Origin of the sequence: Pantoea endophytica (genome assembly GCF_002858935.1) — a bacterium.
In the GTDB taxonomy this organism is placed as follows: domain Bacteria; phylum Pseudomonadota; class Gammaproteobacteria; order Enterobacterales; family Enterobacteriaceae; genus Pantoea; species Pantoea leporis.
Map to the genome: position 1 here is coordinate 385,676 of NZ_PJRT01000005.1, position 22,643 is coordinate 408,318.

A 22,643-nucleotide genomic window follows, 5' to 3' on the forward strand; every position below is an offset into this window, starting at 1 on the left:
CCTGGCATAAATGTGATGTTTGTCACGTTAGAAAGTGAACAATCAGATTTATTAAGACGAAACGGTAAACGAAAGGGGGTTAAAGAGTGCAGCAGTAACGTGAGGTAATTAACAATATTTATCGAGGTGCGACTGCAGAAGGGGATAATGCTTAGGGCGTCCGTGCCCTGGCGGATTTCCAAGGTGCTATGTGCTATTTAAAACATGGTTGGCTACTTCTTGCCGCCTTTCTTACCTGCTTCTGATGCTTTAGCGGGGTCATCTTTGAAACTACCACCGCTTTTTTCTCCGCCTTTTTTACCGGCTTCTGATGCTTTCTTTTTATCGTCAGCAAAATTACCGGAACCGCCTCTATGCTCAGCCATAAAACATCCTCTCGTGAGTTGTTGTTGCATGGCGGAAATAAGGGCTTCAACGCCATGCCCGTGCTGCAATTTAAGATTAGCGAGGTTCGGATTAATCACAAGCGGAGCGGAAGTGATTATTTATTGCTCGCTGGCGGGATGTTAATAAAATAAGTGCCGCTATAAGGAATCGGTAAGAAATCACGAAAAATCTGCTGCAGGGTCTTTTCGGGTTCCAGGTCCGCAAACAGCTGTGGATAGAGTGTTTTAGCCATAAATTCTGTCGCCGCAATGTGCCACGGACTGAGGTAGAAATTCATCCAGATCACCGCCGAGTGACCATTTTTCAATGCTGATAATTCGCGTAAACCGTTTTGCTGCGCGGTGAGCTGTCTGAAACTGCTGAGCACGGTTTCGGGTGCCACGTCTGGCCCTAATTTCAGTAAGCCCTGCGAGGCGTTATCGCCAAAGCCGGTAGCAAAATAGTACTGCGGCTGAGCGGCAATCACACTCTCTTCACTCAGGCGACCAAACACGCCGTGCTGGGTTTTGTTGGCGATATTGTCGCCGCCCGCTGCGTTGAGTAATTCGCCGAGGCTGCCGTTGATCGCCGTCACGCAACATTCGTTACGGCGTCCAAGATGCAGTTGCAGCAGCACCGACGGTTTCGCGCCCTGATAGCTGGCTAAGCGATCATGAATCACCTGCATATGCTGCTGGTAGAAACGATTAAACGCTTCTGCCCGCGCCTGCTGATTCAGCACTTCGCCAAATATCTCCACGCTGCGGCGGGTGTTTTTCAGCAGATGCACGCGCAGATCGATCTTCACCACCGGAATGTGCGCCGCTTTCAGCATGGTGACAAGGCGCAGGTCGGCATCATCGTAGCGTGCCAGACTCGGCAAAATCACCACGTCCGGTTTCAGCGCCAGAATCTGCTCGGGATTGATGGCGTTCGGCCCGCCAGCACCCAGCGACGGGATTTTCAGCATCTGGGGAAAGTGACGGGCAAAACTGTTCCAGGTTTGGCTGTCGTACTTCTTCAGATCCTGCGGCCACGCCACAATGTGCTGAAACGGATCGCCAGGCTCCAGTAACGCCAGCGTATACAGCATGCGGCTTTCACCTAGCACGATACGCTGCGGACGATCGGGGATTTCAACGCGATTACCGTCGATATCGGTGATGGTTTTTGCCCAGGCCACGCTGTTGAGCACCAGCAGAAAACAGGCCAGTACCACCAACATCGGGCCGGACAAGCCTGGCGCACGTCGTACAAATATCGAATCAGAATTCAACGCTGGCCTCGAGCATCAGGTTGCGGGTTTCTCCTTCACGCACGCGCAGATTGCCGCCGCTGGAGGTGTAATAATGTTTGTTGAACAGGTTATTCAGATTGAGCTTCAGCTGGGTTTTCTCGCCAAACAGCTGATTGTTCCAGGCGACAAAGCTGTCCGCCACCACATAATCGGGCAGGGTAAAGCTGTTTTCCGGATCGCCGGCGCGCGTTCCCACATAGCGCGCACCGCCGCCTACGCGTAAATCGCCCGGAATGCCGGAGATCGCCAGATTATGGCTCAGATAGAGCGCGCCTGCGTGGCGCGGCGCATTCTGCAGGCGATTGCCGTTATTAGCCGCGTTAACACCGTCACCCACGATCTCGGCTTTGTCATAGCTGTAGTTGGCGCTGAGATCCCAGCCCGGCAGCACTTCGCCATTTAACTCAAATTCCGCGCCGCTGGAGCGCGCTTTATTGATGGCGCGCGTGGTGCCGTTAATGCTTAGCGACATATCGCGCTCGTTGATGCGATACAGCGCGACGCTGGCAAACAGCTTCGGTGAAATCTGCCACTTGCTGCCGACTTCCCATGTGGTGCCCTGTTCCGGTTTACCGACGTTGCCATCATCATCAACATCGGTCGATGGTGTGAAGGATTTACTCACGCTGGTGTAGAGCGAAACGTCCGGCGTCACTTTGTAGATCAAACCGGCCTGCGGCAGGAATTTGTTGCCTTCGCTGTCCAGCGTTTGCACCACCGGATCAAAACCTTTCGAGGCGCGTTGCTCGTAATGCTGATAGCGTCCGCCCAGCACTGCAATCCAGTTTTCCGTCAGGCTGATGCTGTCTTTGGCATAGATTGAACGGCTGTGCGTGCGGTTGAGGTTATTGGCGTTGGCGCTGTTTTCGGTGCTGCTGTTGGTAACAGGCGACAGAATATCGTACTGCGGATCGGTGAAGTTGAAACCGGTGTTGGCTTTGCCCTGATACTGATGCGCGCGATAGGTTTGGATCATCTCGTAATCGGTGCCCAGCACCAGATCGTGCGTCATCCCAAACACTTGCTGTGAGCCGATCACGTCCCACGAAACGTATTTGGTTTTATGGTTAAAACCGCGATTGGCATCGGCACGACGCGTCACCACGCCAGTGTTGGCATTGACCGCCGTGACGCGCACTTCATTATTATCGTATTGACGCTGGTTCCAGCCGAGCGTGACGCGCGTGCTCCAGTCATCATTAAACTGCCAGTCATAATGGGCGTTGAGGGTTTTGTTGTGGCCCCATGCATGGTTGGCTTTGTCATCCAGACGATCTTTGTAGCCCATATCCAGCGGCTTACCGTTAATGAATGCGGTGCCACGATCGTAAGGAATGTCGTACTGATAATCTGAATAGCTAATCAGGAAGCTGGCTTGCTCACCAAACCACTGCAGCGAGGGCGCGATCAGCGTGTGCTTTTCGCTGCCGAAATTGCGCCAGTAATCCTGATTCTGTTTTTCCGCAATCAGGCGGAAGGCGAAGCCGTTGCCAAGCGGTCCGGTGACATCCACCGTGCCCGCGCCACCGCCTTCACTGGAGGTTCGGCCGCTGACTTTGCTGTGCCACTCATACTGCGGCTTTTTGCTTATCACATTGATTACGCCACCCGGATTCTGGATGCCGTACAGCAGCGATGCGGAGCCTTTCAACACTTCAACGCGCTCAGTGGTGGCATCAAAGTTCAAACCCTGGCTGCTGCGCACGCCATCGCGATAGATCGAACCATCCGAGTTGCTGCCAAAGCCGCGACGCACGAAGCCATCTTCGGTGCCGGCCAGCGTGTTGCCTTCCGTAACGCCGCTGACAAAACGCATCGCGTCGGCAAGACTCGACGCCTGATAATCCTCCAGCTGCTGCTGCGTAACCACGCTGACCGACTGTGCCTGGTTAATGCGCGGCGTGGAAGTTTTACTGCCGATCGCGCTATTAGTGACGTTGTAACCTTGTGCGTTATCTTCCTGCGCCGAAACGGTGAGCGTGTTGCTCTCCTCTGCGGCAAAACTGCTGGTGGAAGCCCAAATGCTGACGCCGTAAATCGCAGCCAGAATGGCGGGATGGCGTTGAGATTCAAAAGCCGACGGCTTGTTGTTATTCATTCTTTATTAACCTGGTGCAATGCAATTGAGAATCATTCAATCATGTTGTAATGTAGTAGTAAATGGAAATGATTACGAAGCCGTTACATTTTTATTATCTTAAATTCATTGGCTTACATCTTAGATCTAAGTAGTAAGTGGGTAATTCACTACAAACCTTCAGTAAAACTCTGACACTTTAAAGAGCAATCAGCAGATGAGTCGAAATAGCATTAAAAGTCGTGTGGATTTGCTGGGTGAACGCTATCGGTTACGCGCACCGACATTATCATCCGGTCTGCAAGCGGTGGCGCGTTACATCCACGACCATCGCGAGGTGGTGTTGGATGCCACGGCGCTGGAAATTGCCAATGCCACTAATACTTCGGATGCGACGGTAGTGCGCGCGGTGCAGGCATTAGGTTTTGCCGGTTTGCGCGATTTAAAAACCACGTTGAACGCCTGGTTTGGACCGGCGATGAACTCTGAAGAGAAGATGAGCGCCACCGTCAGCGAACTGTCGTGCGATATCAATTCCGGCATCGATTTTGTGTTGAGCGGCCATAAACATGCCTGCGATACGCTGTCTGAACCGCACAATCGTGAAGCCGTCGCCAAAGCGGTAACGCACTTGATTGACGCGCGTCAGGTGGCGCTATTTGGCATTAATGCCTCCGGGATTTTGGCGGATTACAGCGCGCGTCTGTTCACGCGCATTGGTATTCCGGCGGTAACGCTCAATCGCTCTGGGATTGCGCTAGCGGAACAGTTGATTGGGCTGCAACGCGGCGATGTGCTGATTATGATGGCGCAGAAGTCGGCGCATCGTGAAGGCATGACCGCGCTGAAAGAGGCGAAGCGTCTCGGCATGCCGGTGATTTTGCTCACTAATGCGCTTGATTCGGCTTTCGCTAAACAGGCGGATGTCATTATTAACGTGCCGCGCGGTGGCGAGAATGGTCGCATGCCGCTGCACGGAACGGTGTTGGTGTGTCTGGAGATGTTGATATTGTCGGTGGCTTCCGCGACCTCATCGCGTACGGTAAAAACCATGAAGCGTATTCAGGATCTCAATCGATCGCTGAAGCCATCCGGCAAAAAGTAACGCTATTTGCTGGCGCTGCTATTTACAACGGCGCGTTTGCCAAAGCCGTTGCTGGTCACCAGCCACACCGCGCAGACAATCAGCAGCGAACCGCCGATAAAGCCCTGATTGATCTGCTCGCCCAACACTAACCAGCCCCACAAAATCCCGAACGGCGGAATCATAAAGGTGACGGTCAGCGTGCGCAGCGGGCCAATATCGGCCAGCAGGCGGAAATAAATAATGTAGGCCAGCGCGGTACAGATAAACCCAATCGCCAAAATAGAAGCCCACACTTCCGGGATTTGCCAGCTGCTGGCGGGCGTTTGCGGAGCACTAAAGGCAAAGACCGGCAGTAAAAACAGCGATGCACCCAGTTGGCTGCCAAAAGCCACTTTGGTGGCATCCAGTCCGCCGCGTGCACCAATCCAGCGTTTGGTCAGGAAACCGGCAAATCCATAACAGGCGGTGGCAACCAGGCAAGCCAAAATGCCCCCGATTAAAGTGCTGCTCAGATGCGCTTCGCCGGTGGTGCTGATGATAATGATGCCGCTGAAGCCGGCTATCATGCCGAGAACTTTGGTGATCGTCAGTTTTTCATCGAAAAAGGCCGCACCAATGATTACGCCCATTAACGGTGTGGTGGCGTTAAGAATCGCGGAATAGCCCGCCGGTAGCACGCGCGCCGCGAGACAATACATCAGGAACGGAATCGCTGAGTTGATAACGCCCAGCAGCATCGCCCAACCTAATTTGCCCTCAAAGCGGCGTGGAATGCGCATCACCGCCATAATGATCAATAAACCCAACATGCCGCAAAACACGCGTAAAAACGCGGTGTTCACCGCGCCCAGCGCCGGTACCGCAATGCGCATAAACAGAAAACTGGCACCCCAAATCCCCGCTAAAAGCAGCAGCCGCAACAAATCCGATGTTCGCATAAGTTTCACAATTGTTAAGAAAGAGTCGCGCACAGAATAGCAAATAACCCGCTCCGTCGGGCCGCTATTAACGGCGACTGATTACCGCTTTGCAGAAATATTCCCAGGCAGCGCAATCATCAGGTAGTATTTAGGAATTGATCATTTCCTATATATGCGGAGAGCGAAAATGTCAGCATCAGTTATCAAGCACGCACAGGGCTGGACGCAGCCATTCAACGCGTTAGACGGATTTTCCCATCATTACGCCACGGTAGACGGCGTGCGTTTGCACTACGTCAGCGGCGGCAATGCAAATGGAGAAACGTTGCTGCTGCTGGCGGGATTTCCGCAAAGCTGGTTCGCCTGGCGCCAGGTGATGGCGCTGCTGGGCGATCGCTATTTCATTATCGCGCCGGATTTACCCGGTCAGGGCGACTCGGATAAACCGCTCAGCGGCTACGACACCACATCGCTGGCGCAGAATGTACAGGGCTTGATGCAGCAATTGGGTCATGAAAGCTATTACCTCGCCGCGCACGACGTCGGCGCGTGGGTTGCCTGGCCGTATGCCACGCTGTTTAGCGATCAGGTGAAGAAATTGGCGCTGCTTGATGCCGGTATTCCTGGCGTGACGTTGCCAGAATCGCTGCCCGCCACGCCGGATAAAGCGTGGAAAACCTGGCACTTCGCGTTTCATCTCTTACCGGATTTGCCAGAGGCGCTGATAGAAGGGCGCGAAGCGATCTATCTCGAATGGTTCCTGAAACGCAAAGCGGCCAGTCCGATGGTGTTTGGCGATGAGGATATGGCGGAATATACCCGTTTTTCAGCAGAAGGGCGCGATACGCGCCGGAATGGCGACTTATCGTGAAGTGACGGTTTCGGCGGCGCAAAACCGTGCGTTGCTGAAAGAGCGCGGCAAATTAGCGTTGCCGTTACTGGCGATCAGCGCCGATCAGGGTTCGATTCCGGATATGGCCTTACCATTGCGAGAATTCGCTGCGGATGTGACGGGAATTAAGATCGCGCACTGCGGTCACTTCATTCCGGATGAGCAACCGCAGGCGCTGGCAGAGGCGTTGAGTGAGTTTTTTAATTAAACGTCAGGTCGCCATGTCTGGCGACTAAACACCGCTCAATCAAAACGACATCGTTACACCGGCATAATAGGCGCGGCCCGGTTCGTTATAGGTCGAAGCACCCGAATTTTCGCGGTAAATGCGTTTATCAAACAGGTTATTGATACCGGCATTGGCGCGCAGGTTTTTGCTGATGTCGTAATTGACGTTCAAACCAAACACCGAATACGGGCTGATTTCCTGCGTCGTCATGCTCGAGGTATCGATATTGGTCTCAACATTCTGACGCGGTTTCTGGCGGCCATACTGCGTCCAGTTGATGTTGGCGCTGAGATCCTGCGTCGCCTGCCACTCCAGCTGCGAGTTGATGGTGAATTCCGGGATCACCGACAGCGGATTGCCGGTTTTCTTGCTCTCGGAGCGGAACATGTAGGTGGCGTTGGAGCGCCATTCCAGCGTATCGGCGATCAAAGGAATAGTCAGATTTCCTTCCAGTCCTTCCACAATCGCTTTGCCGCCGTTTTCCCAGCGCAGCACGTTGTAAACCGGGCGAGTGCTGGAATAAACCGGCTCGGTGCCGGACACAATCTTGTTCTTGTAGTCATTGCGGAACCAGGTGATGCCCGCGACGTAGCCCTGGTTGCTGAACTCCAGTCCAATCTCTTTGTTGACGCTGGTTTCTGCATCGAGATCGTTATTCCCCAGCAGATAACATTGGCTGAGCCCAATCGGGCAGCCGTTGCCGCGCGTGGAGAGCAGATACCCCGGCGTTGACTGATACAGGTTTGGCGCTTTAAACACCCGTGCAATACCGGCCTTCAGGGTGAAAAAGTCGCCCAGACCTTGTGAGAGGTTAAGGCTTGGGCTCCAGTTGGCGCCAAACTGATCGTGATAATCAAAGCGAAGGCCAGGAATCACTTCGGTGCTATCGGTGGCGGCAATGTTGTCTTCGAAGAACAGTGAACTGATGGTGGCGCTGTTCTTACTGCTGCGCTGCGATGGATCGCCCGAACTGCCAGGCAAATTCACGCCGCTCGCGCTGGCCGCAAGCATTGATGCTGGATCGTTCAGCTCATCGCGGTTCCACTCCGCGCCCAGCGTCACGGTTTGGTCGACCAGCAGCTGCAGCGGGAAGTTGATCTCTCCGCCCGCGCGATAGCTTTCCAGGCGGCTGGTGGCGTACGTATCGCTATTAATCATCCCTTCAGTACGCCCGGCGGTGCCTTCCTGCAGGCGAGTGTTATTGGTTTTCTCGTAGTTGAAATTAAGCTTCGAGGTTCCCCAATCCCAGATACCGTTGTGCGCGATGCCGTAGCTTTGGCGATACATGCGGTTAGTTTCATCACCGTACAGCGACTCTACTAAACCGTCGGTGCTGGCGTTGCTGTTACTGTTCTGCGTGTCACCGGCATAAATATTGCCCTGACGGCTGTAGCCCCAAGAGAAGTCGATGATTTGCAGCGGCGTGATTTTCCACGACAGCACGGTATTGATGTCTTTGTTGCGCACGCCTTCACGGCCCGCCGCGTATGAACCGTTTTCTGCGGTGTTGATATCGAACGCATCGGCATCGGTGCGGTTGATGTTGCCGTACAGGCGCATGGTCAACGCATCACCGGCCAGCGGGCCGCTGAGATTGAAGTTAGCGCGTCGGGTATCGCCTTCTTTGCTATTTCCCGGCTGGCTGGTATAGAGCGACAGCGAGCCGTGCCAGTCGTTGGTGGGACGCTTGGTGATGATGTTCACCACGCCGCCCGCCGCGCCAGAACCGTATCGAGCAGCGGCCGGGCCTCGAATCACTTCAATGCGCTCAACCATTTCAGCTGGCACCCAGTTGGTATCGCCGCGTGAATCACGCTCGCCGCGCCAGCTGTAGCGCACCGAGTTACGAGAGGAAACCGGCACGCCATCGATCATCACCAGGGTGTTTTCCGGGCCCATGCCACGGATATCGATTTGCCGGTTATTGCCGCGGCTGCCGCTGGCGCCGTTACCGGTAAGGTTTACGCCGGGCATTTTGCGAATGATGTCGGAGAGATCGTTAACAGGGGGATTTTTTTTGATGTCTTCAGCGGTGATGGTGGACACGCCCGGTTGCTGTTTCAGCTCCTGCTCGGCGGTGACGATCATTGATTCATCGTCAGCCAGCTTTTCGGTGGTTTCAGCTGCAAAGGCAGGCGACGTTAGCATTCCCGCTAAAAAAAGCGCAATTGGACGCTTTTTGCCACGCATGGTTACATACACTTAAGTTTTCTCCCTGTAACGTTAACAATTGTAAGTAAATGCGCATGATAATGATAACGTTTCTCATTGTCCATTCAGTGAGACGGCATCATGCCTGACAATACAAACCTTTACAAAGGTTGTTCGGTTGCGGGGTATGAGTTGCGGAGAGGGGAATTTCTCATTTGCTTAGAAGAAACCGTTATGAGTAAGAAGAAATGTGTCGATGAATATTGGATAAGCAGACTATTGATTCACTAGCAAATTCTGAATTCTGCTGAGTGTTACGTGCCAAATCTGGGGCGGAAATCCCGCCTTGCAACCGTGCTTGCGGCTATTGCCATATTTCGGCAATAGATATGTTTTTTTCGCATTTGTGATTGTTATCTATCTTCCAGAGAATGCTAATCGGGACGTAAATACCCGTCATAATTTCAGCCGCAACTGCGTTGGCTTCGCGTGTTCACCCCAGTCACTTACTTAAGTAAGCTCCCGGGGATTCACACACTTGCCGCCTTGTTGCAGCTGGAATTATTTAGGGTATATGAGGATGACAATTCCACTCACCGCACGCCGCTCGCGCGAGGTGAGTCAGGAGACAAAACCATCGCTACCTCAACGCCTTTTCCCTGTGGGGAAACTTTTTATAAATCAGGAGAAAGGTTCCAGTGAAATTCGCCAAAGGCATGACTCTTCTTGCGCTCGCGCTGAGTGCACACACCGCGTTCGCCGCCGATGAAAACGTCCCAACTGACAGCTCAATCCATGTGCAGGCCGATCCTGCGCTGAAAAGCCTGCTGCCTGCGGATGTGGTGAAACGTGGCTATGTTGTTGCCGGAACCAACCCCAACACGCCGCCAACCACCTTCTATAAAGAAGACAACAAAACGCTTGCCGGCCGTGAAATCGATATCATGAATGCCGTGGGCGAGCGTCTGGGAATCCAGGTTCAGTGGCGCGACACCGGTGGTTTCGACAACATCATTCCAGGCCTGAAAACCGGTCGTTACGATGTGGCGCTCTCCAATATCAACGCCACGCCAGCGCGTGCCAAAATCATCGACTTCGTGGGTTATTACGATGCCAGCCGCCTCGGCATTATCTCGCGCAAAGATGCCAACATCGCGCCATTCAAAGAACTGGCCGATGTCTGTGGTAAAGAAGTGGGCGCCGGTTCCGGCACCACCCAGGTTACGCGCCTTGAAGACGCCAGCAAAGCCTGTGAAGCGGCAGGTAAAAAGCCAATCAAAGTCTCCGTCTTCCCGGATCGTCCAGCTGGCGTGCAGGCGGTGGTAAGCGGTCGCGTGCCAATGTTCCTCGGCCCGTATGAAGGTTTGCTGTGGCAGGTGAAAGTGATTAAACCGCTGACCATGAGCGGCGAAATCACCGTACACGATGCGCCAGTCTCCGTCGCTTTCCCGAAAGATTCCGCGCTGGAGCCCGCCGTACAGGCCGCGCTTAACTCGCTGATCAAAGATGGCAGCTATAACAAGATCCTCGACAACTGGGGCATCGGCTTTGGTGCTGTTAAACAAGCCAAACGCAATCAGGAAATCTTTCAATGAGTGACATTCACGACCACACCGGCGACTTGAAAATCGTCGGCAAACGTTACTACGGACGCTGGCTGAGTGCGCTGGTCGTGTTGTTGTGCGTGGTGGCGATGGCGAACTCGATGATTAACAATCCACGCTTCGAATGGAGCGTGATTGCGGAGAACTTTACCGGCGAATCGATCCTGCAAGGCGTATTAATGACGCTGCAGCTTACCGCGATCTCTGTGGTGCTGGGTTTTGCCTTCGGTACGGTGCTGGCGCTGATGCGCCTCTCCTCCAATCCGGTGCTGGTGGGCGTGAGCTGGTTCTACACCTGGTTCTTCCGTGGTGTACCGATGTTGGTGCAACTGTTCCTGTGGTACAACATCGCGGCGCTTTATCCCACCATCGCCCTATCGATTCCGGGCCTCGGCGAAGTCTGGAGCACGCAATCGAACGCGCTGGTGAGCCCATTCAGCGCGGCAGTGATCGCGCTGGTGATGCACCAATCTGCCTATGCCGCCGAAATTGTGCGTGCGGGTATCCAAAGCGTCGGCAACGGCCAGCTGGAAGCCGCGCGTGCGCTCGGCTATCGCCCTTCGCAGATTTTCCGTCACACCGTGCTGCCGCAGGCGATGCGCGCCATCATGCCGCCCGCCGGCAACGAAATCATTGGTCAGCTGAAAACCACGGCGGTGGTCTCAGTGATCTCGCTGCAGGACGTGCTGTTCTCGGCGCAGATTATTTACCAGCGCACCTATGAAGTGATTCCGCTGCTGCTGGTGGCTACCTTGTGGTATCTGCTGATGACTTCGGTGCTGTCGGTGGGTCAGTTCTATGTGGAACGCTATTTTGGCCGTGGCGTTTCGCGCCGGGAAAAACGCAGCCTGTTGAAATCGCTGCCGGGCTTCTCAGCGCCAAAAGCAGAAAGGAGCGTCAGCAATGGGTGAAGCGATCGCCTTACGTAAAGTCACTAAGCGCTTCTCTGGCGTCACCATTCTGGATGAAGTGAATCTGGATATTCCGGCCGGTTCAGTCACGGTGATCCTTGGGCCGTCGGGTTCGGGGAAATCTACGCTGCTGCGCTGCATAAACCACCTGGAAAAACTGGATGGCGGCACCATTCGCATCGGCGGCGAGATCATCGGCTATAAGCAGAAAGGCCAGGCGCTGTACGAGTTGAGCAGCGGTGAAGTTGCACGTCAGCGTGCCGAAATCGGCATGGTGTTCCAGCAATTCAACCTGTTCCCGCACCGTACCGTGTTGCAAAACATCGTCGATGCGCCGATGCGCGTCAAGAAGCAGAGTCGTCAGCAGGCGACCAGCAAAGCGCTGTCGCTGCTGAAGCAAGTGGGTTTGTCTGGCCGCGAAGATGAGTGGCCGCAGAATCTCTCCGGAGGACAGCAGCAACGTGTGGCGATTGCCCGCGCGCTGGCGATGGATCCCGGCGTGATGCTGTTTGATGAACCCACTTCAGCGCTCGATCCCGAACTGGTTGGCGAAGTGCTGCAGGTGATCAAACAGCTGGCGCACTCCGGCATCACCATGGTGGTGGTGACGCATGAAATTGGTTTTGCGCGCGAGGTTGCTGACAACATTGTGTTTATGGAAAGCGGCAAAATCGTGGCGGCGGGGCCAACCCAGCAAGTGCTCGACGACCCGGAAAACGGGCGCGTAAGAAACTTTATTGCAACGGTGCTTTAGGCACCGTTTTTCTTTTTTGATGCCAGGAACAGTGATGACGCAAAAACCGGTAATGCACAGCGCCCATTGGGGCGCTTTTCATGCCCAGCAACAGGGCGATCGGCTCACCATCGAACCGTTCAAGGGCGATCCCGATCCCAGCCCGTTGCTGCAAAATTTCCACACTGCGTTAAACCATCCGGCGCGCGTATCCCGTCCGATGGTGCGCCGTGGCTGGCTGGAGAACGGCCCGGGCGCGGACGATCGTCGTGGCAACGATGAGTACGTCGCGGTGAGCTGGGATGAAGCTTACGCGCTGGTCACGCGCGAACTGCAACGCGTCGGCGATAAGTACGGCCCGGAAGGCATCTTCGGCGGCTCTTACGGCTGGTCAAGCGCGGGGCGCTTCCACCACGCGCAAAGTCAGGTGCATCGCTTCCTCAACACCACGCTCGGCGGCTACGTGCGTTCAGTCAACAGCTACAGTTCCGGCTCCGCGTCGGTGTTGCTGCCGCATATCGTCGGCGACATGAATGAAATTGCCCGTCGCGGCGTCAGTTGGGAAGAGATCGCCCAGCACAGCGAAATCGTGGTGGCATTTGGCGGTTTGGCGCTGAAAAACTCGCAGGTCGCCAGCGGCGGTTTGAGCGAACACACCGAGCGCGGCTTTATGCAGCAGGCGGCTGAGCGCGGCACTCGCTTTATCTCGGTCAGTCCGCTGCAAAGCGATCTCCCTGAAGAAGCGCAGGGCGAATGGCTGGCGCTGCGTCCGGGCACTGATGCGGCCTTCATCCTCGGCGTGTTATCGGTATTGATCGCTGAACAGCTGACCGATGAGGCTTTCCTCGCGCGCTACACCGTGGGCTGGCCAGAAATGGCGGCCTACATTCGTGGCGAAGAGGATGGCACGCCGCGCGATGCGGCGTGGGCAGCAGAAATTTGCGGCGTGAGTGCTGCGTTCATCAGCGATTTTGCTCGCCAGCTGCACGGCAAACGCGTGCTGGTGACGGTGGCGCATGCCTTGCAGCGCGCCGAAAACGGCGAACAGCCGGTGTGGCTGGGATTGGTGCTGGCGGCAGCGCTTGGTCAGCCAGGCTTGCCGGGCGGTGGCTACACCTATGCGCTGGGTGCGCTAGGCCATTACGGTAAGCATCACAATCTGGTGAGTTTTCCGGCGCTACCGCAGGGCAAAAACGGTATCGATCGCCTGATTCCGGTGGCGCGAATTTCCGATATGCTGCTCAATCCCGGCAAGCCGTTTGATTACAATGGTCGCCGCTTAACCTATCCGCACATCCGTCTGGCATATTGGGCCGGCGGCAATCCGTTCCATCATCATCAGGATCTCGCTCGCTTGCGTCAGGCTTTTTGTCAGCTGGATACGCTGATCGTGCATGAGATCGCCTGGACCGCCAGCGCGCGCCATGCCGATATCGTTTTGCCCGCCACCATGACGCTGGAGCGCGAAGACATTGGCGGCGCACCCACCGATCGCCACTTGTTTGCCATGCAACCGGTGGCGCAACCGTTCGGTGAAGCCAAAGATGATTACGCGATTTTCACCGAGCTGGCGCGCCGTTTAGGCCGCGAAGAGGCCTTCACCGAAGGGCGCGATACGCGCGGCTGGTTGCAGCATCATTACGCCCAGCTGCAGCAGAAGCTGGCGGCGCATCAGGTTGAGATTCCCGACTTCGAGAAGTTCTGGCAACAAGGCGTGCTGGAGTTGCCGCAGCTGAAAGATGGCGGTCGTATGATCAACGCGTTCCGCGCCGACCCGGAAGCGTCGCCGCTGCCGACGCCGAGCGGGAAAATTGAAATTTTCTCTGCCACCATCGCCAGCTTTAACTACGAAAACTGTCCGGGACATCCGGTGTGGCGTGAACCGCAGCAAAAACCGAATTCCGATCATCCGTTTTGGTTGATCGCCAATCAGCCGGCGACGCGCTTGCACAGCCAGCTCGATTTTGGTGATTACAGCCTGAGCGGCAAACGCGATGGCCGCGAAGTGTGCAGTTTGCATCCGGCGGATGCGGCGGCGTCAGGCATTAATGATGGCGATATTATCGAGCTCTACAACGCGCGCGGCCACGTGCTCGCCAGTGCGCGTCTCACCGAAACCATCATGCGCGGCGTGGTGCAGTTGCCGACCGGCGCCTGGTATGATCCGGTCGATCCTACCGCGCTGCGTCCGCTGTGCCGTCACGGTAATCCCAATGTGTTGACGCTGGATATCGGCACGTCTTCATTGGCACAAGGTTGCAGCGGACAAATCACCGTCGTGCAGGTGCGTAAATATCGCGGCGAAGTGACGCCGGTACAGGCGTTTATTCCGCCGGGTTGATAATGATTTTCGGCGGGGAAATGCAAAAAGGTCGCCACGAATAGCGTAATGCTAGTCAGTTTAGCCAACGACGAGTGCGCAGGCCGGAGCTTCAGTGAGTGCTGCTAAACAGGGCTCATTTGCCAGAGGCGCTGGCGCGTCTGCTGCGGCAAAAGGGCTATCCGCAGCGCTGAGGCTTTTACGTTGGGCCAGGAGCCTCACGCAGGGATGCGTGAGGCAGTTCGGGGCGGCCAGGACGGCCGATCCTCGAACGATCCGTCGGCACAACGTGAAAGCCGAAGGTACCGCGTAAGCGGCGCGAGGACGGCCCGTGACGCAGCAGATGTGTCAGTGCCCGCACCAGATTAAAAGCAAAATGCTTGCTTAACTCCATTCATGGCGACCTTACGGTTTAGGCGGGATTTGGTGCGCACCTTTGGTTAAGCCGTGGTTTTCCGGTTATGGGTCAAATCTTTCACCGTTTCCGCTGCACGTTTACCGGCGAGGAACGCGTGGTCCGAGTTGTAATATTCCCACTCGCTGTAGCGCCCGGAAAGATGGATGCCTTGCGTCGCCAGCCAGCTACGAATCAGCGTGACGTTGGCGGTGCGTTGATGGTCGTACACCACATAAGCGTACGGCATATCCACTTCGCTGGCGGTAACGATCTCATCATCGGCATTGATGATGCCGACCCGAATACAATCCGCAATGCAGCGTTCAATCAACGCATCGCCTTCGCAAGGAAGCGGCTGATCGTCGCGATAGGTCATTTCGCAGGTCAGGCCAAAACCGCCTTCTGGATTGCAGTGCGGGCTGGCGTTGCCCTGTAAAAAGATGCGGTGGAACAGCGTGTTGCCGGGATAGTAAATCCAGTGTTTGTCGCTGATATTGGCGCGGCCAATGCCCAGATTGACGCAGCGCACCGAGATATGACGCAGTTGCTTCGCTGCTTTCTGCACCGCTTCTGGTGCAAAGCTGCCCATCAATCGCACCAGTTCTGGCAGCGGCAAGGTGCTGATCATCTGGTCATAATGAAACTGTCGACCATCACTTAACAGCACGCGCCGTTGCAACGGCTGAATTTCGCTGACGCCCGCTTCCATCTCCAGCGTGCAGTCCAGATGTGGCAGAAATCCTTCCATTAGCGCCTGAAAACCGCCGCGCAGCGGATAGCCAAAGCGCGCATTGGGGCCGACCGGCTTATCCAGCGGCGCCAGCGCGCCGGAGATGATCTGCTCCAAATCCGGCAGCGGCACGCGTCCGCCGAGCCATGAGGTTTCCATATTCACCAGCGGGGTTTTCCACAGTTTCTGGTTATACGGCAGGGCGAAATGGCGGGCGATGCCTTTGCCCCAGGTACGGAAAATAAAGCTTTCGAAATCTTCGCTCTCCGGCTGACAAACCAGGCTTTCACCATCCGGGATGGCGCCATCGGCGCAGCAATCACGCCGCGCCTCGGTGGCCACCGCCTGTAAAGCGGGAGGCGACGCATAGCGCGCTTCAATCGCGCCTAACACACACTCGCCAATCACTTCGGCAGGCAAACCATGCAGCGCCGACTGGAACGGATAGCGGGTGTAAACATCATGGCTGTAAACCCAGGCTTCACGCGTTTGCCAGTGCTGATTGTCGCCCAGCAGGATATCGTACAGGCGCAACACGTAAGGATCGTTGGAGAACATAATGTGGCCAGCGTGATCGAAGGTGAATCCCTGATCCTCGACCGAACGGCACCAGCCGCCCACGGTGGCATTTTTCTCCAGCAACACTGCGCCCGCGCCGTAGTGATAACCGGCGCTCAACCCCGTTGGCCCGGCCCCCAAAATCAAGCACGCAACGGTGTTGTGCGCCAGCGCGGGCGGAGGGGCGGCGGCTATTTCGGGATGGGAAATCTGACGTTGGGTCAGCGCCACGATATGCGCCTGCATCTCATCGACAGTGCGATCCCACGAGGTTTCCGCAACGCGTGTCGCCATGTTTTTCGCTAGCTGATAGCGGGTTTCCACCGGCATGCTGAGCGCCGCTTCACAGGCCTGAACAAAGCTCTGATGCGAGTCGGCAATGCTCACTACGTCGGCATAGTGTCGCGCCACATCGGCAATCGCGGTGCTGACAATCGGCAACTGCGCCGCCATGTACTCCAGCACTTTGGTGGGGCTGATAAAGCGCGTCGAAGCATTGAGCGCGAACGGCATCAGGCATAGATCCCAGCCGGCGAGAAAGTGCGGCAAGGCGGCGTACGGTTGCTGGCCGAACCAGTGCAGATTGCTGCGCTGGGGCAGGCTGGCGGCATCAATTTTCACCACCGGACCAACCATCACGATCTGCCAGTCGGGATGCGCATCCGCCAGCGCGGCAATCAGCGTCAAATCGAGGCGTTCATCAATTACGCCGTAATAGCCGAGGCGCGGTTTTGGCAGGTTTTCCTGCAGCGGATGGCTGTTAGTGCGGTCCAGCGCCTGTTCGAAATGTCCCGCATCGACACTGCTTGGGCAGCAGAAAACCTGCGGATGGCGATGTTTCTTCGCTTCATACAGGCTGGTGCCGCCGGTGAACACCAAATCGGCGCGGCTCAACAGCGCAGATTCACGCTGCTGAAGCTGGCGCGGCGCCTGGTTGAAGGCGGAGAGCTCATCCATGCAGTCATAGATAATCGCGCTCGGTGTAAAGCAGGCCAGCAGCGGCAGCGCCATCGGCGTGTAAAACCACACCAGCGGCGTTTCATCGTCATCAAGCAGTTCGGCCAGCAGCGGTTGCAGCACGGCGATTTGGCTATCGTGAAAGCCAGGCGCGGCCACATCGGTATGCGGTTCGATCACCGTCACGTTTGGTGCGGGCTGATATTGGCGTAACGCGGCTTCACCGGGCTGATAAATCGGCTCTTCAATAAACACAATGCGGTGGAACTGGGCGAGGCGCGACAACAGATGCTGTGGACGTTGAAAGACAAATCCCCAACGTAAATGACTGAATACCACTAATACGGATTGTTTCATGACGCTTTCCTCTGGCCTGCTGGCCGCGGTGATAAGACCCTTAAAACGGGCTAATAATCGTTGTGATTGCTGTAATGACGCGGCATAAACCGGGTTCAGCAGACGCTTTTTGTGGGGATCGACATCCCACAATCCGCTGCGTGGCCAGTGTTCGAGATCTTCCCAAAGTGGGCGATCGATAATCGGATAAAGACAGATGCCGCGGATATCACAGCCGTTCAGCTGTGCCTGCGCGACATCGGCGGTCACCTGGGCGATCCAGGCGGCGCGTCCGCTGCCGACGTGGCTGGTTTCCGCCAGCAAAATGGGCCGCTGGTAACGCTCAGTTAACTGCGCCAGCAGCGGATGCAGCGGCACGCGGCGCGCATCGCCCAGATGCCATTCCAGTCGGCAGCCGGACGCGGTGAGCCACTGATTGCCGTGGTAATAATTGGCGCCAACCACATCGAGATAGTGCGGTTTGCCGCCGAGTTCCGGCTCGCGCAAACCGACGATCATGTCCCACGCCTGATATTGCGAAGCGTTGATATCCCGGGTGCGCTGCCGACATGCATCGCTGTCTTCATCCGGCACCACGTGAATAATCGGGTCGCAGTGCAGGAAACGCGCACGCGGATCTGCAAGGCGAATGGCGGCGCAACCCGCCAGCGTGGCGCGAATCAATTGACGTTTAATCTCATCGGGATCGGTATGGGCATTATTACCAAACAGGCCGACAGAAATTCCCCACGCCATAAACGAGATTTCATTCATCGGCGAATAAATGGGTGCGTCTTCATAATATTCCGCGAGGAAGCCCGCCATGCGCTGACAAAAAGCGGCGAAGCGCGGCACAAATTCGCTGGAAAATAAGGTTAAGTCATCCGGCCAGCCGTAATGGCAAAAGGTCCAGTTAATTTGCACGCCAAAGGAGCGCGCCGAATTCATGCGTTTTTTTAAACTTTCGAGCGTGGTTTGCGGTTCCATTTCCGCCAGTCGCCAGCCAATACTTTCGCGGGCGGAGGTAATGCCAAACTGCTGCAGCGCGGCGTAATCGTTATGGTGTTGCGATAAATGGTCGGTCAACGCATTCATTGAAAGCCGCTCGCCGAAGGGATTGATATGATCCGCTCCCTCATAACCGGCTTGCCAAAAGCTGGAAAATGGCGACATGATGTTCCCCCGGAATAACATTCAGGAAATAGCAATAAATAAAAGAAGTTAATCGTGTTATAGGGGCGCCATTTAAGGCAACCAGGGAAATCGACTGTTGAACCTAATTCAAATTATAACCACGCTTTGGCTTAGCGCAAATGGTTGAGCTGAAAAGAAAATAAGCCCAGCGTGAATTTTTCTTATTTAAGTGAAGCGGCATGAAGAAATGAAAATATTATTGTTGCGCGATTTCTTACGCTTAACTCACATAATGAAAAGAAGGGCGATGTTTAATTTATTTCATTACTACACTTTAATTAACCCAATTCGGGTTTACGGAGGTACGTATGTCAGAACGTCCAGATGATGATGTAATTCCACTGCCAGGTGATGATGAAACATTACCCGACGAAGATGATGATTTACCCCGCGATACTGAATTCCCTGAAGATCAGCAACCTAAAATCTGAAAATCAGTCGAGCCGCCGCTGGCGGCTCACTATTTAGAGTGCACTCTGCTGTAATTCCCCCATAATACCTCTCCAGGATTCATTTATTTTTTTAACACTTAAGGGAGAGATACGATGGTCAACGACTATTTCACACAGCCACCGATTGGCGTCACGGTTGAGCAGCATAAACGCACCGTTGCAGTTGCGGCGGCATTAGCGGTGGCAAAAGAGTCAGTTAGCGCCTCAACCTCTGCCAGCGGATCAAAGGCATCGTGGGATTTGCAGGCGGTTGCCAATGAGATCGCAAATCTGGCCGATGCCATTCAGGATGCGCTGGAGCCGGTCGAAACGCTTTAAGCGAGCAGTTGGGTTAACTGCGCCAGGTGCGCGCTGTTAGCCAACTCGCTGCTGTTCAGCAGTTGTTGCTGACGTAGCGAGGATTCCTGCTGCAGTGCCGCGCGCAGCTTGCCTGCGACATCCACCGCATCGGCCAGCGATTGCTGACGTGTGCGGTGATGCTGCAACTGCAAGCCATCGCGTAGCGTAATCGTCACCAGATGAAAACGCAGCGCCGGGTTAATCGCATCCGGTGGCGCACCTTCATCTGGCGTACGACGCACCTTTGCTGCCAGCGGCATCACCTCTTGATTCAACTCGCCTTCGGCAAAATCCTGCAAACGCAAATCGCCATACATCAGCATCGCGGCGATCACATATTCCAGACTGAAACGCGCTTCGATGCCGTTGGTTGGCACGCGCACCGATGCCGCAATATCACCGCCCGGCGGAAACGCCACGCTAATTTCGCTAATGTTTTCCAGCAAACTTTCCAGTGATTTACCGCTCGCCAGCCATTGATTGCGCAAGATGCGCGTGGCTTCGGCGGCGCTGTGCGTACCGGCGCAGGTGGGGAAGGGTTTGAATTCCAGCCCAGGCGCGACGATGCGCCACGGCTGCGCCCAATGCTCAATCAGTTTTTCCGGCTGCGCCTGGCCATTGCTGGTGGCGGAGATGAAAGCGTCAATCACGCCGTCCTGCTTGCCATCAAAGCCTGCCAGCGTCAGCTGTGCGGCGCTCACCGCGCGTTCAGCTGCAAACCCGGCATGCAGCGGCTTTACCGCCGAACCAAACTGCGCGCGTAAGCCGCTGGCCTGCGTGGTGGCGATGCCGAGCAGCGTTGCGGTGGCAGCCACATCTAACGCCAGCAAACGCGCCAGCGCGGCGGCAGCGGCAACTGTGCCAAGCGTCGCGGTATTGTGATGACCTAAAGCGTAATGCTGCTGGCTGACGGCGAGGCCTAAACGTCCGGCAACCTCCACGCCGACCGCATAGGCATCAAGAAACTGATCCAGCTCAGAGGGCTGCAACTGCTGCCAGGCAAAGAGCGCAGGCAGAATCACCACGCTGGGATGCCCGCGAAAATCCGCATGGAAATCATCGTAATCCAGCGCGTGGCTGGCATACCCGAGCAGCAGCGCGTTGGATCGCGCGCTGCCGTCGCCATATACGCTGCGCAGCGCCGGTAATCCGCTGTCTGGCACCTGACCTTGCAGTACCGGCCAGCTGACGGCGAGGAAATCACGCACCCCTTCGCGCGCCGCATTACGTGCGGCGGCGTCCGGTTGGCTGTGAACAATGCGCTCAGCCAGCGCGGCAGTGAGGCTCATCAGCTCACGCTCTTCAGCGCTGCGACCGCCAGATTGGCGAGATAGCGCGACGTCGGCAACAGCACATCATCATTGATGCGAAACGCCGGATGGTGCAGCGCGTAAGGCTCGCCGGTGCCAATCATCATAAACGCGCCCGGCAGCTGTTGCTGATAGAACGCGAAGTCTTCGCCGATTGGGCTGGCTTCCACCACGCGCGCCTCAAAGCCGCTGGCGCTGGCCTGCTGCAAGGCAAAATCCGCCCAATGCGCATCATTTACCACCGATGGCGGACCCGCGTGCCAGTTGAATTTCACCTCGGCGGCGAAAGCGGCGCCGATACCTTGCACGATTTCACGGAAGCGCTGCTCCAGACGTTCGCGCGTTTCCTGCGAGAAGGAGCGCACCGTGCCTTCCAGCCAGGCGCTATCAGGAATCACGTTCCAGGTGCTGCCGCTGTGAATCTGGGTAATCGAGACCACCGCGTTATCGCCGGATGGGGCATTGCGGCTAATCAACGTTTGTGCGGCCGAGACAATTTGCGCGGCAATCACAATCGGATCGTTACCCTGATGCGGTTTGGCGGCGTGGCTACCCATGCCGGTGATGCTGATATCAAAGCGATCGACCGCTGCGGTGAGCGGACCGGCTTTGCTGCCAATCACGCCAGGCGGCAGAGACGGATCGTTGTGAATGCCGAAGATTGCCACAGCATCATCCAGCGCGCCGGTCGCGATCACATCGGGCGCGCCCTGGCCGGTCTCTTCAGCGGCCTGGAACAGAATACGCACGCGACCTGGCAGCGTATCTTCCTGCTGTTTGAGCAGAATCGCTGCCCCCAGCGCCGCCGAACTGTGAAAGTCGTGGCCGCAGGCGTGCATCACGCCGGGACGTTCAGATCGAAAGCTCACATCTGACTGCTCTTCAATCGGCAGCGCGTCAATATCGGAGCGTAACACCATCAATGGGCCTTTTTCCGCCCCGATTTCCGCCACTAAACCGGTTTTGAGCGGGAGATCCAGCACGCGAATCTGGTGTTGCTCTAATTGCTGACGAATTCGTGCGGTGGTTTCAAACTCTTGATTGGAGAGCTCGGGAAAACGGTGCAGTTCATGGCGGAAAGCGATCAGCTGTTCGCCTAAGGTGTCGAGAGATTGGCTCATGCTTTTACTCCTTGTTGTGCCGCCTGGCGTGTTAACCACGCATCGTGGGCGCTTTCATCCAGTACTTTCTTCATATATTGCGTGATATGCCCTTTGCCGAGATCGGTGGTGTGCATCAGCTGGAAACCGCGCTTTTTGTACATCTCGATCAGCCACGGATGGCTAGTGGCGGTGCCGAGCGACACCGCAGGCGCGCGTAACTGGCCCAGCAAGATCTCCTGCTCGAGACGATCCTGCACCTGACGACCAAATTGCTGGCCGGGATAATCGGGATGCGCGCCAAACCAGCCGATATGCGGCAGGCCAAACGGGCCGGGCAGCGGTCCCCACGGATAGCGTACGGTAACGGATGAGACCATCACATCATCGGCATACAGGGCATAAACACCGTGGCTCTGCAGATGACGCAGTGTCTTGGCAAGGTCGGCGGTGGCGGCATCAAATTTAATGCCGAGCGCCAGCGTGGGTGCATACGCGGCATGCATCAGCGCCTGATAGGTTTCCACCTCGTCTTCTCTAACCTGACGAAATTCAAGTGACATAGACATCCCCGGGGAAAAAACCGCCATCAGGCGGAGAATCAAAAAGCAGGCACCTTCCATAGCGGCGCGATTCATCGCGCAATAAATTGCGCCGCTACGCAAGGTGCTCGTCTGTTATAA

Annotated in this window: 16 protein-coding genes and 1 pseudogene; 8 read left to right on the forward strand and 9 right to left on the reverse strand. The window is 55.9% G+C overall.

Features of this window, described 5'->3' with window-relative positions:
- Window positions 1-212: 212 nt before the first annotated feature.
- From PZBJ_RS04210 to PZBJ_RS04220, 3 genes are all read right to left on the reverse strand, one after another.
- On the reverse strand, window positions 213-365 hold the full coding sequence (locus PZBJ_RS04210; RefSeq protein WP_101761338.1) for a con-10 family general stress protein: 153 nt from the start codon (window positions 363-365) through the stop codon (window positions 213-215).
- A 116-nt stretch (window positions 366-481) separates the two neighbouring features.
- Window positions 482-1,591 carry an ABC transporter substrate-binding protein gene (locus tag PZBJ_RS04215; protein WP_101761339.1) on the reverse strand — a complete coding sequence of 370 codons (1,110 nt, stop codon included), beginning with the start codon at window positions 1,589-1,591 and terminating at the stop codon, window positions 482-484.
- Between the two features lie 40 nt (window positions 1,592-1,631).
- A complete protein-coding gene (locus PZBJ_RS04220; protein ID WP_101761340.1) occupies window positions 1,632-3,761 on the reverse strand; it encodes a TonB-dependent siderophore receptor in 2,130 nt (709 codons plus the stop codon).
- A gap of 196 nt (window positions 3,762-3,957) precedes the next feature.
- On the opposite strand from PZBJ_RS04220, the gene PZBJ_RS04225 reads away from it, so the two are divergent.
- Window positions 3,958-4,845, forward strand: a complete 888-nt coding sequence (locus tag PZBJ_RS04225) for a MurR/RpiR family transcriptional regulator (RefSeq protein WP_101761341.1) — start codon at window positions 3,958-3,960, stop codon at window positions 4,843-4,845.
- 2 nt (window positions 4,846-4,847) lie between these two features.
- Here PZBJ_RS04225 and PZBJ_RS04230 read toward each other — a convergent pair whose 3' ends face one another.
- Window positions 4,848-5,765: a DMT family transporter gene (locus PZBJ_RS04230; RefSeq protein WP_101761342.1), complete on the reverse strand. Its 918-nt coding sequence runs from the start codon at window positions 5,763-5,765 to the stop codon at window positions 4,848-4,850.
- Between the two features lie 169 nt (window positions 5,766-5,934).
- On the opposite strand from PZBJ_RS04230, the pseudogene PZBJ_RS04235 reads away from it, so the two are divergent.
- Window positions 5,935-6,847 (forward strand): annotated as a pseudogene (locus PZBJ_RS04235) (alpha/beta fold hydrolase).
- Window positions 6,848-6,886: 39 nt separating this feature from the next.
- On the opposite strand, the gene PZBJ_RS04240 reads toward PZBJ_RS04235, so the two are convergent.
- Window positions 6,887-9,058, reverse strand: a complete 2,172-nt coding sequence (locus PZBJ_RS04240) for a TonB-dependent siderophore receptor (protein ID WP_206098193.1) — start codon at window positions 9,056-9,058, stop codon at window positions 6,887-6,889.
- A gap of 659 nt (window positions 9,059-9,717) precedes the next feature.
- Here PZBJ_RS04240 and PZBJ_RS04250 point away from each other — a divergent pair.
- Genes PZBJ_RS04250 through PZBJ_RS04265 form a run of 4 tightly spaced genes read left to right on the forward strand, consistent with a single transcriptional unit; the run spans window position 9,718 to window position 14,608 of the window.
- Window positions 9,718-10,614 (forward strand): ABC transporter substrate-binding protein, encoded by an 897-nt coding sequence (locus PZBJ_RS04250; protein ID WP_101761345.1) that lies wholly within the window; start codon window positions 9,718-9,720, stop codon window positions 10,612-10,614.
- Window positions 10,611-11,534 carry an amino acid ABC transporter permease gene (locus PZBJ_RS04255; protein ID WP_101761346.1) on the forward strand — a complete coding sequence of 308 codons (924 nt, stop codon included), beginning with the start codon at window positions 10,611-10,613 and terminating at the stop codon, window positions 11,532-11,534. The genes PZBJ_RS04250 and PZBJ_RS04255 overlap by 4 nt, the downstream gene beginning before the upstream one ends.
- On the forward strand, window positions 11,527-12,288 hold the full coding sequence (locus PZBJ_RS04260; protein ID WP_101761347.1) for an amino acid ABC transporter ATP-binding protein: 762 nt from the start codon (window positions 11,527-11,529) through the stop codon (window positions 12,286-12,288). Before PZBJ_RS04255 ends, PZBJ_RS04260 begins: the two co-directional genes overlap by 8 nt.
- Before the next feature lie 34 nt (window positions 12,289-12,322).
- Window positions 12,323-14,608, forward strand: a complete 2,286-nt coding sequence (locus PZBJ_RS04265) for a molybdopterin-dependent oxidoreductase (protein ID WP_101761348.1) — start codon at window positions 12,323-12,325, stop codon at window positions 14,606-14,608.
- Window positions 14,609-15,027: 419 nt separating this feature from the next.
- On the opposite strand, the gene PZBJ_RS04270 is transcribed toward PZBJ_RS04265, so the two are convergent.
- Entirely contained in the window at window positions 15,028-18,738 is a 3,711-nt protein-coding gene (locus tag PZBJ_RS04270) for an FAD-dependent oxidoreductase (RefSeq protein ID WP_101761349.1), read from the reverse strand.
- A gap of 329 nt (window positions 18,739-19,067) precedes the next feature.
- On the opposite strand from PZBJ_RS04270, the gene PZBJ_RS24455 reads away from it, so the two are divergent.
- Together PZBJ_RS24455 and PZBJ_RS04275 are read left to right on the forward strand one after the other, a co-directional pair.
- On the forward strand, window positions 19,068-19,190 hold the full coding sequence (locus PZBJ_RS24455) for a hypothetical protein (protein WP_255421536.1): 123 nt from the start codon (window positions 19,068-19,070) through the stop codon (window positions 19,188-19,190).
- 114 nt (window positions 19,191-19,304) lie between these two features.
- A complete protein-coding gene (locus tag PZBJ_RS04275; protein ID WP_007890034.1) occupies window positions 19,305-19,529 on the forward strand; it encodes a hypothetical protein in 225 nt (74 codons plus the stop codon).
- On the opposite strand, the gene PZBJ_RS04280 is transcribed toward PZBJ_RS04275, so the two are convergent.
- The 3 genes from PZBJ_RS04280 to PZBJ_RS04290 are packed head-to-tail and all read right to left on the reverse strand — an operon-like array spanning window position 19,526 to window position 22,523.
- A complete protein-coding gene (locus PZBJ_RS04280) occupies window positions 19,526-20,839 on the reverse strand; it encodes an MmgE/PrpD family protein (RefSeq protein ID WP_101761350.1) in 1,314 nt (437 codons plus the stop codon). The genes PZBJ_RS04275 and PZBJ_RS04280 overlap by 4 nt on opposite strands.
- Window positions 20,839-21,981: an amidohydrolase gene (locus PZBJ_RS04285; protein WP_101761351.1), complete on the reverse strand. Its 1,143-nt coding sequence runs from the start codon at window positions 21,979-21,981 to the stop codon at window positions 20,839-20,841. Before PZBJ_RS04285 ends, PZBJ_RS04280 begins: the two co-directional genes overlap by 1 nt.
- Window positions 21,978-22,523 (reverse strand): GNAT family N-acetyltransferase, encoded by a 546-nt coding sequence (locus PZBJ_RS04290; RefSeq protein ID WP_101761773.1) that lies wholly within the window; start codon window positions 22,521-22,523, stop codon window positions 21,978-21,980. The genes PZBJ_RS04285 and PZBJ_RS04290 overlap by 4 nt, the downstream gene beginning before the upstream one ends.
- Window positions 22,524-22,643: the final 120 nt, after the last annotated feature.

Excerpts from the sequence above, each read along its gene's own strand:
- PZBJ_RS04210 (WP_101761338.1), bottom strand. The coding sequence starts at position 365 with ATGGCTGAGCATAGAGGCGGTTCCGGTAATTTTGCTGACGATAAAAAG.
- PZBJ_RS04215 (WP_101761339.1), bottom strand. The coding sequence starts at position 1,591 with ATGTTGGTGGTACTGGCCTGTTTTCTGCTGGTGCTCAACAGCGTGGCC.
- PZBJ_RS04220 (WP_101761340.1), bottom strand. The coding sequence starts at position 3,761 with ATGAATAACAACAAGCCGTCGGCTTTTGAATCTCAACGCCATCCCGCC.
- PZBJ_RS04225 (WP_101761341.1), top strand. The coding sequence starts at position 3,958 with ATGAGTCGAAATAGCATTAAAAGTCGTGTGGATTTGCTGGGTGAACGC.
- PZBJ_RS04230 (WP_101761342.1), bottom strand. The coding sequence starts at position 5,765 with ATGCGAACATCGGATTTGTTGCGGCTGCTGCTTTTAGCGGGGATTTGG.
- PZBJ_RS04240 (WP_206098193.1), bottom strand. The coding sequence starts at position 9,058 with ATGCGTGGCAAAAAGCGTCCAATTGCGCTTTTTTTAGCGGGAATGCTA.
- PZBJ_RS04255 (WP_101761346.1), top strand. The coding sequence starts at position 10,611 with ATGAGTGACATTCACGACCACACCGGCGACTTGAAAATCGTCGGCAAA.
- PZBJ_RS04260 (WP_101761347.1), top strand. The coding sequence starts at position 11,527 with ATGGGTGAAGCGATCGCCTTACGTAAAGTCACTAAGCGCTTCTCTGGC.
- PZBJ_RS04265 (WP_101761348.1), top strand. The coding sequence starts at position 12,323 with ATGACGCAAAAACCGGTAATGCACAGCGCCCATTGGGGCGCTTTTCAT.
- PZBJ_RS04270 (WP_101761349.1), bottom strand. The coding sequence starts at position 18,738 with ATGTCGCCATTTTCCAGCTTTTGGCAAGCCGGTTATGAGGGAGCGGAT.
- PZBJ_RS24455 (WP_255421536.1), top strand. The coding sequence starts at position 19,068 with ATGTCAGAACGTCCAGATGATGATGTAATTCCACTGCCAGGTGATGAT.
- PZBJ_RS04275 (WP_007890034.1), top strand. The coding sequence starts at position 19,305 with ATGGTCAACGACTATTTCACACAGCCACCGATTGGCGTCACGGTTGAG.
- PZBJ_RS04280 (WP_101761350.1), bottom strand. The coding sequence starts at position 20,839 with ATGAGCCTCACTGCCGCGCTGGCTGAGCGCATTGTTCACAGCCAACCG.
- PZBJ_RS04285 (WP_101761351.1), bottom strand. The coding sequence starts at position 21,981 with ATGAGCCAATCTCTCGACACCTTAGGCGAACAGCTGATCGCTTTCCGC.
- PZBJ_RS04290 (WP_101761773.1), bottom strand. The coding sequence starts at position 22,523 with ATGTCACTTGAATTTCGTCAGGTTAGAGAAGACGAGGTGGAAACCTAT.